Annotated in this window: 11 protein-coding genes and 1 tRNA gene; 3 read left to right on the forward strand and 9 right to left on the reverse strand. The window is 70.3% G+C overall.

The features are described 5' to 3' along the window. Nucleotides 1-58 precede the first annotated feature (58 nt). Nucleotides 59-154 (forward strand) — tRNA-Sec (locus ACIRDX_RS17450). 76 nt (nucleotides 155-230) lie between these two features. Here the strand turns inward: ACIRDX_RS17450 and ACIRDX_RS17455 are convergent. After that, nucleotides 231-437 carry a cold-shock protein gene (locus tag ACIRDX_RS17455; RefSeq protein ID WP_110173977.1) on the reverse strand — a complete coding sequence of 69 codons (207 nt, stop codon included), beginning with the start codon at nucleotides 435-437 and terminating at the stop codon, nucleotides 231-233. 272 nt (nucleotides 438-709) lie between these two features. Between ACIRDX_RS17455 and ACIRDX_RS17460 the strand changes: the two genes are divergently transcribed. Next, nucleotides 710-1,330, forward strand: coding sequence for an NTP transferase domain-containing protein (locus tag ACIRDX_RS17460; protein ID WP_396626718.1), 621 nt, complete (start codon nucleotides 710-712; stop codon nucleotides 1,328-1,330). A 36-nt stretch (nucleotides 1,331-1,366) separates the two neighbouring features. Here ACIRDX_RS17460 and ACIRDX_RS17465 read toward each other — a convergent pair whose 3' ends face one another. Further along, on the reverse strand, nucleotides 1,367-2,179 hold the full coding sequence (locus tag ACIRDX_RS17465) for a DNA adenine methylase (RefSeq protein ID WP_396626719.1): 813 nt from the start codon (nucleotides 2,177-2,179) through the stop codon (nucleotides 1,367-1,369). Nucleotides 2,180-2,321: 142 nt separating this feature from the next. On the opposite strand from ACIRDX_RS17465, the gene ACIRDX_RS17470 reads away from it, so the two are divergent. After that, nucleotides 2,322-3,518 carry a 30S ribosomal protein S1 gene (locus tag ACIRDX_RS17470; protein ID WP_396626720.1) on the forward strand — a complete coding sequence of 399 codons (1,197 nt, stop codon included), beginning with the start codon at nucleotides 2,322-2,324 and terminating at the stop codon, nucleotides 3,516-3,518. Between the two features lie 18 nt (nucleotides 3,519-3,536). On the opposite strand, the gene ACIRDX_RS17475 is transcribed toward ACIRDX_RS17470, so the two are convergent. The 7 genes from ACIRDX_RS17475 to ACIRDX_RS17505 all read right to left on the reverse strand — a co-directional run. Next, entirely contained in the window at nucleotides 3,537-5,150 is a 1,614-nt protein-coding gene (locus tag ACIRDX_RS17475) for a trypsin-like peptidase domain-containing protein (protein WP_396626721.1), read from the reverse strand. A 39-nt stretch (nucleotides 5,151-5,189) separates the two neighbouring features. After that, entirely contained in the window at nucleotides 5,190-6,110 is a 921-nt protein-coding gene (locus ACIRDX_RS17480; RefSeq protein ID WP_396626722.1) for a hypothetical protein, read from the reverse strand. A gap of 2 nt (nucleotides 6,111-6,112) precedes the next feature. Next, a complete protein-coding gene (locus ACIRDX_RS17485) occupies nucleotides 6,113-6,877 on the reverse strand; it encodes a DUF2490 domain-containing protein (RefSeq protein ID WP_396626723.1) in 765 nt (254 codons plus the stop codon). A gap of 24 nt (nucleotides 6,878-6,901) precedes the next feature. After that, nucleotides 6,902-7,510, reverse strand: coding sequence for a hypothetical protein (locus tag ACIRDX_RS17490; protein ID WP_396626724.1), 609 nt, complete (start codon nucleotides 7,508-7,510; stop codon nucleotides 6,902-6,904). Nucleotides 7,511-7,536: 26 nt separating this feature from the next. Beyond that, the gene (locus tag ACIRDX_RS17495) at nucleotides 7,537-8,340 is read right to left on the reverse strand and encodes a hypothetical protein (protein ID WP_396626725.1); all 804 of its coding nucleotides are present in this window, start codon (nucleotides 8,338-8,340) and stop codon (nucleotides 7,537-7,539) included. Nucleotides 8,341-8,456: 116 nt separating this feature from the next. Continuing rightward, entirely contained in the window at nucleotides 8,457-8,849 is a 393-nt protein-coding gene (locus tag ACIRDX_RS17500) for a response regulator transcription factor (RefSeq protein ID WP_396626726.1), read from the reverse strand. A 307-nt stretch (nucleotides 8,850-9,156) separates the two neighbouring features. After that, the coding region (locus ACIRDX_RS17505; protein ID WP_396626727.1) for a response regulator at nucleotides 9,157-9,805 on the reverse strand (649 nt) is incomplete at its 5' end.

Consider the following 9,805-nt stretch of genomic DNA (forward strand, 5'->3'; position numbering starts at 1 on the left):
CCCTCGCACCCCTTGTGACTGGCGTACCTGTCCCTTGTCCCTTGTTCAGTGTTCACATGGAAGCCAACGGGGCCCGGTGGCCCTCCCGGTCTTCAAAACCGGTGGTGTCCCGCCATGCGGGGCGGCTGGGTTCGACTCCCAGGGGCTTCCGCCATTCGACTCGAGCACGAGAAAGGGCCGGCACTCCCGAGGGAATGCCGGCCCTTCGTGTTCAGGCGAGCACGACGACGCTAGGCGTCGAGCAGGCGGACATCCCCGGCGCGGGGACCCTTGCCGGAATCCTCGGCATTGAATTCGACGCGCTGGCCTTCACGCAGCAACTCGAACACGGCGCCGCGAACGGCGCTGCGGTGGAAGAAGTGTTCAACACCCGTTTCATCGCGAATGAAGCCGAAGCCCTTGTCGATGAGCAGGCGAGCAATTGTTCCCGACGGCATACCGTGACCTCCGATGTCCCGTGCCCCGCATCGTGCGGGAGACGGCCTCGCGCGAGCGGTGGGCGCCGTGCGAGGATTGGCTGGCCGGGAGTCTGGTGCGTCCCGTACGCACCATGGCCGATTTCCCCCGGCGTGTCTGAGGCAGCAGATGCAGGCTACGGTGGCTCTTCCCTGTCGGGCCCCATGGCGACCCGCCCGCACGAGGGTTTTCACCCTCTGACAGCCTTGACGATATGAGTAGGACGCAAAAGGTGCAGGAGCAGTTCCCTCCTATGCCAGGAATCGTCCTGGCGGGAGGCCGTTCCTTACGGATGGGCTGGCCCAAGGCCCTGCTGCGCTGGCCGGGCGAAACTGTGTCGCTCGGTCGACACGTGACAAGCACATTACGCGATGCCGGGCTGTCGCCGCTCGCCATCGTCACCGGGGCCCACCATGACCAGATCGCCCCGTTATTCGCCGACACCGACGTCGCCGTCGTCTACAACGCCGACCACGATGCGGGGCAGTTGTCCTCACTGCAGCTCGGACTCCGGTGGGGACTGGCTGTTCCCGGCGCCGAATGGGTCCTCGTCACGCTGGTGGACGTCCCTGCCGTGCAGGCCGACACCGTGCGCCACCTCATCGCCCAGGCGCGACATTCGTCAGCACTCGTGGTCCGGCCCGTCATCGGCGCCAGCCACGGGCACCCCGTGATCTGGCGCCGGGAGGCCGTCCACCAACTCGACCAGGCCGATCCTGCCGTGGGCGGCCGTTCGGTGGTTCGGGCGCTCGCCGCGCGAGGGCGCGTGCTCGACGTTCCCGTCGACGACGCGGGTGTGCTCCTCGACGTCGACACGCCCGACGAGTACGACGCGTTGCGGCGCGCGATGACGGGGCCGGCATCCGAATCCTGACAATGCGGCTGGGGACGGCCCGCCGCGATGCCGAAATCAGAGGTGTCGGGTGGCCAGCACCTCGCGTGCCGGCGTGCGGTTGCCGTTGCAGCTGATCCGTCGCGGGGCGTCCAGCACCTGCAGGTCGTACCCGAGCCCCCGGTACAGATCGAGGATGCGCGGCGTGGCCTGGTTGGCGAGGATCACCGGTCCCGGATGCGCGGCGAGGAACTCGGCCGTCCGCACCTGATCGGTCCACGAGAACCCGCGCGGCGCGTACTGCCTGAACTCGACGTCGTACGGCGGGTCCGCGTAGACGAAGTCGTCCGGCTCGAGCGCAATCGCGTCGAACTCCTCCGTGGTGAAGCGCCACGCGCCGAGCACGTCACGGTAGCCGGCAAAGTCGGTGACGTACGGAATCGAGCGGTAACGGCCGAACGGCACGTTGAACTGGTTGCGTCGGTTGAAGCGACACAGGCCGTTGTACCCGGTCCGGTTCAGGAAGTAGAAGAGCGAGGCGGCCTCGGCCGTGTCGTCGTCGCCAGCGGCCAGCAACGCGTTGAAGCGCGTCCGGTGGGTGTCGTACAGGGCCCGGTCATTGGCCAGCGGGATGGCAATCTGCAGGCCCCGCTGCAGCCAGCGGTAGAAGTTGATCAGGTGCGGGTTCAGGTCGTTCAGGAGGGCGCGCGACGGGCGGAGGCCCAACGGCACGGCCAGCCCGCCGCAGAACGGCTCCACGAGCCGCCGATGGCGGTGCGGCGCCCACAGCGGCTGCAGGACCGGCACCTGCCAGCGCTTGCCGCCGGCCCACTTCAGCGGAGGCGCGAGCGCCGCGTCGGTCGACGGCGGGTCGGCGAGGGACGTGGGCACGTGCGCCATCCTACAGGACGGGACGGCCACGGGCTGCAGGCGACTCGCCCGCTACCCGGTACCCCGTACCCGGCACCCGGTACCCCGTACCCGGTCCCCGGTCCCCGGTCCCCACCCCTTGTGCGTTAGTCTGATGGTTCGTATGTCCGAACCCGAAGATTTCCATCCGGAAGAAGATTTCGCGGCCCTGTTCGAGGCGTCGCAGCGGGCCAGCCGCTTCACGAAGGGCCAGTCGATCGAGGGCACCATTGTCGGCATCGGCGATGAGGTCGCGCTCGTGGACATCGGCGGCAAGAGCGAGGCCGTCGTCCCCGCCGCCGAGTTGAAGGACGACGAGGGCACCCTCGAGGTGGCGGTCGGCGATCGCATCACGGCCGTGGTCATCAACACCGTGGGCGGCATCACGCTGTCGCGCAAGCTGGCCCGCAAGGCCTCCACCGACAAGGAGGTCGCCGAGGCGTTCCACGCGCGCCTGCCGGTCGAGGGCACCGTGCAGGGCGTGATCAAGGGCGGCTACGAGGTGAAGGTGGCCCGCAGCCGCGCCTTCTGCCCGTTCTCGCAGATCGACGTCATTCGCACCGAGAACCCCGAGGTGCACGTCGGGCAGGCGTACGCCTTCCGCATCACGGAGTACCGCGAGGAGGGCCGCAGCATCGTCGTGTCGCGCCGCGCCATCCTCGAGGAGGAGCAGGCGGCGCAGGCCGAGGAAGTGCGCAAGACGATCGTCGTCGGCGCCGTGCTCACGGGGCGCGTGGCCTCGGTCCGCGACTTCGGGGCCTTCGTGGACCTGGGCGGCGGTGTGCAGGGCCTGCTGCACGTGTCGGAGATGGGGTGGTCGCGCATCGCCGACGCCTCGCAGGCCGGCATCAAGGCGGGCGACGAGATCACCGTCAAGGTGCTCCGGCTCGACGAGGCCTCCGGCAAGATCTCGCTCGGCCTGAAGCAGTTGCTGGAGGACCCCTGGACGACCGTGGCCAGCACCTTCGCGGTGGGCCAGGTGGTGCCGGGGCGCATCACGCGCCTGGCCGAGTTCGGTGCGTTCGTCGAGATCGCGCCGGGCGTCGAGGCGCTGGCGCACGCCTCGACCTTCCCGCCGGGGCAGCGCGGGGCCTGGCGGCGGACCGTGCAGGCCGGACAGGCCGGCAGCTTCCAGGTCCTCGCCATCGAGCCCGACAAGAAGCGCATCGGCGTGTCGCTCGTGCCCGAGGGCACGACCACCGCCAGCCTCGCGGCCGACGCCGCCGACGAGTCCGAGGCGCTCGCGCGCGCCACGGCCGCGCCGGCCGGCGGGCTCGGCTCGCTGGCCGACAAGCTGCGCGATGCGTTGAAGGGCCGCTGACGCCCGCGGGGGGCGCGACTACCGGTCGCCGGTCGGCGCTGCGGCGCGGAACGCCGCCATGTCGTCCCAGATCTGCGTGAGCCGTGGCGTGTCGAGCGTCACGGTCTCGCGCTTGTCGGGCGCCTTCTCGGACCAGAGCTCGATCGTCACCGTCCCGCAGTGCGGCCCGAGGGCCTCGGGCGTGAACACGTACAGGCCTTCCCGAATCGCGTCGGTCTCCGAGATCCGCCGCTCGATCACGAACGGGTGGACAGGCGGCACCTCGCGCGTGCCGCACAGCACGCGCATGCGCGCGAACCCCGGCGCGAAGTGCGTGATGGGTGGCAGGGCGATGCCCTGGGTCATCGCCGCGCCCCGCGCCACCTTGAGCCACAGGCTCTCGACCTGCCTCGGCGTGGCGCGCAGCAGCAGGACGGACGGGTACGACGCGACGTACGCCGACCATTGCCCGAAGTCGAGCGTGCCGGGCGTGCCGCCGCGCGCCGCCAGCGGCGTCACCACCGAGACATCGAAACCCGCCGACGACACCTGGTACGGGGAGAGGCCGCCACGCTTCTTCTCGATGGCCTTCGCGAGGTCGCCTTCGGTCACGTAGGTGTCGGGCTCGACGGGCAGGGGCTCGCTCGTGGGCTCGGTGTTGGCGGCGCGAGCAGCGGTCACGGCCTCGCACACGGCCGTGCGCGGCACGATCGGCGTCTCGATGCTCGCGTCCTCCTCGCCGCCCTCGGCCAGGGAAGTGAGGCCCAGCAGGGCGCCGTCTGCCGAGAACACCGGGCCCCCGACGCTGCCGAGTGCGTAGTCGAACTCGGCCAGCAGCGGCCCCGTCCTGACCCGTCGTACCGTGCCGGTGGCGGTGTTGGGCTGTCCGCGCACGGGCAGGCTCAGCGCCGAGACCCGATCCCCGCGCTCCAGCGCGACCGGCGCCGCGTCGCAGCCGAGTGACAGCGCCGGCCGCGTACCGAGAAGACCGGGCGTGATGGCGAGGATCGCGACCTCGCGCGTCGCGTCGCTGGCGACGACCCGGGCCGCCACCTTGACGGTCGTCGACACCTGGAGTTCGACGGTCGACGCGGTGCCGACCACGCGCTGCGCGGTCGCGACGAGCCCAGGGGCGACGATCACGCCCGAGGCCGGCCTGGTGGGCGTCCACACCCGCACCACGCTGTCCTGCCAGCGCAGCAGCAGATCCCACGCGTCGAGCGCGCGCGTGGCGCCCGGGGCCGTGGTGTCGGGCGACCGCTCCCCGATCTCGGCATTGGCGTCCGTGAGGGTCAGGACCGTGTCCTGTCCGGCGGTGATCGTCACCTCCTGCCGCCACTCGTAGGTGCGCCCGGAGAAGGCGATGGGTTCCTCGGACTCGACCGTGTACGTGCCGGCCGGCAACGTGACCTTGCCGGCGCCGTCGCCGCCGGTCACGAAGCGCCACGGCGCGCGGCTCGGCGGCATGTCGCTGGCCAGCAGGGCGTGCCGGCGGATCGGCGTGGACGCACCGTCGATGCCGAGCGTGACCGTCACGCGCAGCACGCCGGTGCTCGACGCCTGCGGCGCCGGTTGTGCGGCCACCGGCAGGGCGGCGCTGCCGAGCGCTACGGCGCTCACGAACATGCCGGCCATGCGACGCAGCCACCCCATGAGGCGAGTCTACTCTGGCGGCAGTCGGCAGCCCGTGCGTCAGCGTGTCGGGGAGGGGGCGGCAGGGGCCTGCGGTGCCGCGGCGGGTGGGCGCGGGGCGCGGGCGGCGCGGCGACGGATGGCCGGCAGGTCGAACAGGGCGTTGGGGCCGAGGGCGCGCAAGCGCGCCACGATCAGGTCGCGACGCTTCAGCAGTGCGTCGATCTCGAAGCCGGTGAGGTAGCCCTTCATCTCCGCCTGGAGGTCGGCCTTGGTGAGGGCCTGCATCCGCTCGAACACGGCGTGGTCGCAATGAAGCAGCGTCCGCGGATTGCGCAGCGTCCGGTTGGTGCGGAAGGCGCGCGAGTGATCGATGAGCCAGAGCCGCCAGCCCGTGTCGATGAGCATGTTGCCCTGGTTGCGGTCGGTGTTGGCGATGAGTTCGTCGAACACGCGCATCATCGCCTGCTGGGCATTCCAGGCCGGCGCGTTCGGCGGTGTGCGACCGTGCTTGCGGCGCTGCAGCTCGTCCATCAGCACGTCGTCGACCCACCACGTGTAGGCGGCATCGTCGCCGCGGAAGCGACGCTCGATCGACGGCGGCACCATCGGCAGCTCGAGCATCACGGCCAGCTTCGCCGCGGCCACGTTGTAGCCCCAGTAGTCGCGGAAGTTCATCTCGAAGCCGTGCGCCATCTGCACGTTCGACCGCGACTCGTTCACCGACTGGATGCTGACGTCGTGCGTCCGCGTGCCATCGCTCAGCGTCGCCTGCTGCGTGCCGGTGATGCCCTTGCGGGCGCCCCGTACCTTCACCAGGTCGGCCTCGTGGAGGAAGCGTTCCATCTCCTCGCGCGTGAGCACCGGCGTCGGCGGCGCGGTCGCGGTCGCCTGGCGCGTGGTCGGCGGCTGGCCGGCGGCGGGCGCCAGCGACATCACGGCAAGCGTCAGGCAGAGCAGGAAGGCGCGGTAGTGTCGCATGGTCAGAACACTCGCTTGAGGCGGATGACCACCGAGTGGTCGCTGGTCTCGAAATCGTCCTGGAACGAGTTGCGCGATCGCGTCCAGACGTACAGCAACTCGCCCCGCCACTCGGCGCTCCGCCGCCAGCCCGCGCCCGTGCGGATGCGGTGGCGATTGGCGAAGCGCTCGTCGGGGTCGCCGAGCGGCACGAAGGCCTCCCAGTCCGCCGAGGCGTACACGGCCCCGTCCTCGGTCAGCCTCGCGCGATTGATCGGCAGGAGCACCTCCACCCGATTGCGGAAGCGGACCGTCGACGACGACTCCTCGTCTGAGCCGTCGTAGAACAGGTTGCGCTGTTCCACGCGCAGCAGGTCGCGCACCACGAGGCGCCGGGCCGGTGACCGCTCGCGACCGGGCAACAGGGGCGGCAGCCCACGCGAGAACAGGTGCACGCGGACGCCGGCGCGCGGGCTGACCTCCGCGGACCGCACGTCGTCGGTCTGCCGGGTGTAGCCTGTGGCCAGTTCACCCACCACATCGAGCCAACTGGTGGCCGCGTACTCGAGCGACGGGGTGACGTCGACGTTCCACCAGCCCGGTTCGCCCGGGGGCGCCGAGAGCAGCACCTTGGGCTCGACGGCCAGGCCCCACGTCACGCCACTCGGCTTGACCCACTCGATCGAGAGGTCGCCCCAGAGCTGGGAGTCCGACTGTGCGGACGCGCGCGACGCGCCTGCCAGCAGGCACGCCCACACACACAGCCCGGCCCGGACCCGGGGCGACATCGTCGGCATGGGGGAGGAGGCGCCCTACTTCTTCGGCGAGACCTTCACCTCGTTGAGGCGCACGGGCTCGCTCGACCAGTTCTCGAGCTCGATCCTCTGGTCCTTCTTGTCGAAGGTGATCTTCGTGGCCACCGACATCTTGCCGGTGCCCTGCCCCCGGGCGTCGACGCGGAGTTCGATGAGCGTGAAGGGATAGTCGATCGTGCGCGCCTGGTTCCTGGCCTCGCTGACGCCGATGTAGCGGTCCGTGATGACCACGATGCGGCGGCCGCCATCCTCGAGTGGCGTCTGGAAGGCATAGCGGAGGTCGTGCCCGAGGCGGAGTTGCGCGGGGTCGGGGCCCGTGAGTGCCGGCAGGCGGAAGCGCCCCTTCACCGGGAGCTCCTGCAGCTGGCGCAGTGTCGCGTCGGGGCCCTTCTCCATCATCGTGGCGATGAGACGCGAGCGTTCCGCCGCCGTCGACCAGTTGGTGATCTGCATGTCGACCACCGCGGTGGCGCCGGTGGCCGTCGTGCCCATGCTGACGGCGAAGGCGGAAATCTGCAGCTTCTCGGCGTTCTGTGCCCGTGCGAAGGGGGCCGTGGCGGCCAGTGTGACGAGCGCGGCCAGGGCGAGCGACGAAAGCGTACGCATGTGCGATTCCTCGGGAGATCGGGCCGTCAGCGGCCCCAGTGGAACGTCCCCGCGAACACGGGACCGTAGTGGGTGACGTCGTAGGTCGTCGGCACCGACAGGCCACCGGCGGCGGCCAGGCCGCGCGGGTCGCCGGTGTCGATGCCGAGGCCCTTGTAGCCGACCAGCAGGCCGAACGCGGGCTTCACGTGGTACTCCACGGCCACCAGACCGCTCCAGGTGAAGTCGGACTGACCTGCGCCCATGTCGGCCCGCGTCAGCAGGGTCAGGCGGGGCGAGAGCTTCGGGCGCCAGGTGACGCCGGCGATGGCGTCGACGTTGGTCTTGCTGATCTCGACTTCGCGCAGGTCGATGTCGGCGACGCCCAGCGTCACGTTGGGCGAGAAGGTGTACGTCCGCACGCCGCCGATCACCGCGAAGTCGCGCGTGAGCCACGCGGCCCCGCCGGTCTCGAAGATCAGGTTGTCGAGCTCGACGCGGCCCTTCGCCGTCAGCCGGCCCGGGCGGATCACGTCGTACTCGGTGTCGGTGCCGAGGCGCACGAACCCGAGGTCGGCAAACGCACCCCAGCGGCCCTTGCGCACCTCGGCGTCGAAGGTGAAGGTGGCCGACAGGTTCTTCACCGCCGTGCCGAAGTCCATGAAGATCGGCACGTTGCGCGGCCCCACGGTCATCGCGCCGTCGAGTTCCGACGCCCACAGGTAGAGCGGTGCGATCGAGACCTCCCACCCACCCCCTGACACGGCCGCCGGCTGTGCCTCCACGCGCGCGGCGCCGAGGCCCGCCACGACTGCCAGGGCGGCGACCGCCCACCTGATCCTGCTGGTCATCTGCTGCATCCTTTCCTTGCCGTATTCCGCCGTGCAGGAGCACATACCCATGCGCCGACGATAGGCATCGGGCGCCGCCTCGACCACTGTCACAACTGACAGGGCATCGAGATGGGTCAGCACCAGCTGACGCGACGAGTGCCGGTCATCACGTCGTGCATCGCCTCGATCAGCGCGCCGACGCCGGCGCTCTTCACGACGTAGGCATCGGCACCGCGCCGCAGCGCCTCGGCCACCGTGTCGCGGTCCTCGTCGATGGTGAAGAACACCAGACGCACGCCCGGCAGGCGCGCCTTCACCTGCGCCGCAGCGTCGAGGCCGGAAAGGCCCGGCATCGAGATGTCGCTGACGATCAGGTCCGGGTGCAGATCGATCGCGACCTGCACCAGCGATGGCCCGTCCGCCACCGCGGCCACCACGTCGAAGGTCGGTGCCAGCAGCGTGCGCAGCGACTCACGCAGCTCCGGGTGGTCATCGGCGACGACGACACGAATCGGGGGCGCTGGCATGGGGCTCCTCGGCGGTGTGGCGCGTGGCCCGCCTGCGGACACCACGTGGCGGCCCGTCAGGCGCACGCCCGTCGATCACGGGCGCGGCACGGCGAGGCAGCGATGACGGGAGCCTACGGGGCAGCACCCCGCGTGCTGAACTGTCAGAACTGACAGGCGCGACCCAGCAGGGCGCTGAACAACTCCGCCCTGCAGTTCAGAATTCGGAGTTCTGAATGAAGAACACGACGATCTTCAAGGGAGTCGCCGCTCGTCCATTCTGAAATTCGAACGCTGCATTCAGGTTGCTGGCTTCTCCAGCGCCCTGCTAGGCCCGGCTGCCGGGCACGACGAGGCCGAGGGTGACCGCGTGCTGGATGAGGGCGGCCGTGGTCTTCACGCCGAGCTGCTCCATCATCGTGTACTTGTGGAAGGCGATCGTCCGGGGCGTCAGGTCGAGCACCGCCGCCGCCTCCTTCATCGATCGGCCCTCGGCCAGCAGCTGCAGCACCTCGCGCTGGCGCACCGTCAGCGACGTGCGGCCGGCCTTCTGCGCGCGTTCGATGAACACGCCGGCCGGTTCCTCGGTGATCGCCGGCGTGATGTAGGGGCGTCCGTCGAGCACCTGCCCGATCGCCTCGAACAACTCGGCCACCGAGGCCGACTTGACCACATAGGCATCCGCGCCGCGCCTGATGGCCTCCGCGGCGACGTCCTGGTCGAGGGTCATGGTGAGGAACAGGATCCGCACGCGTGGCAGCTTCTGGCGCAGGCGTGTCGCCGCGTCGAGCCCGTTGAGGCCGGGCATCGCGATGTCGGAGACGATGATGTCGGGCTCGAGTTCCTCGGCGGCCTTCAGGAGCGCGTGGCCGTCGCCGACGCTGCCGACCACGTCGTAGTGCTGCGACAGCACCATGCGCAGCGAGTCGGCCAGGATCGGATGGTCGTCGGCCAGCAGGATCCGGAACCTACGCGGA

The sequence above is a fragment of the Luteitalea sp. genome (genome assembly GCF_044337415.1).
Lineage (GTDB): Bacteria > Acidobacteriota > Vicinamibacteria > Vicinamibacterales > Vicinamibacteraceae > Luteitalea.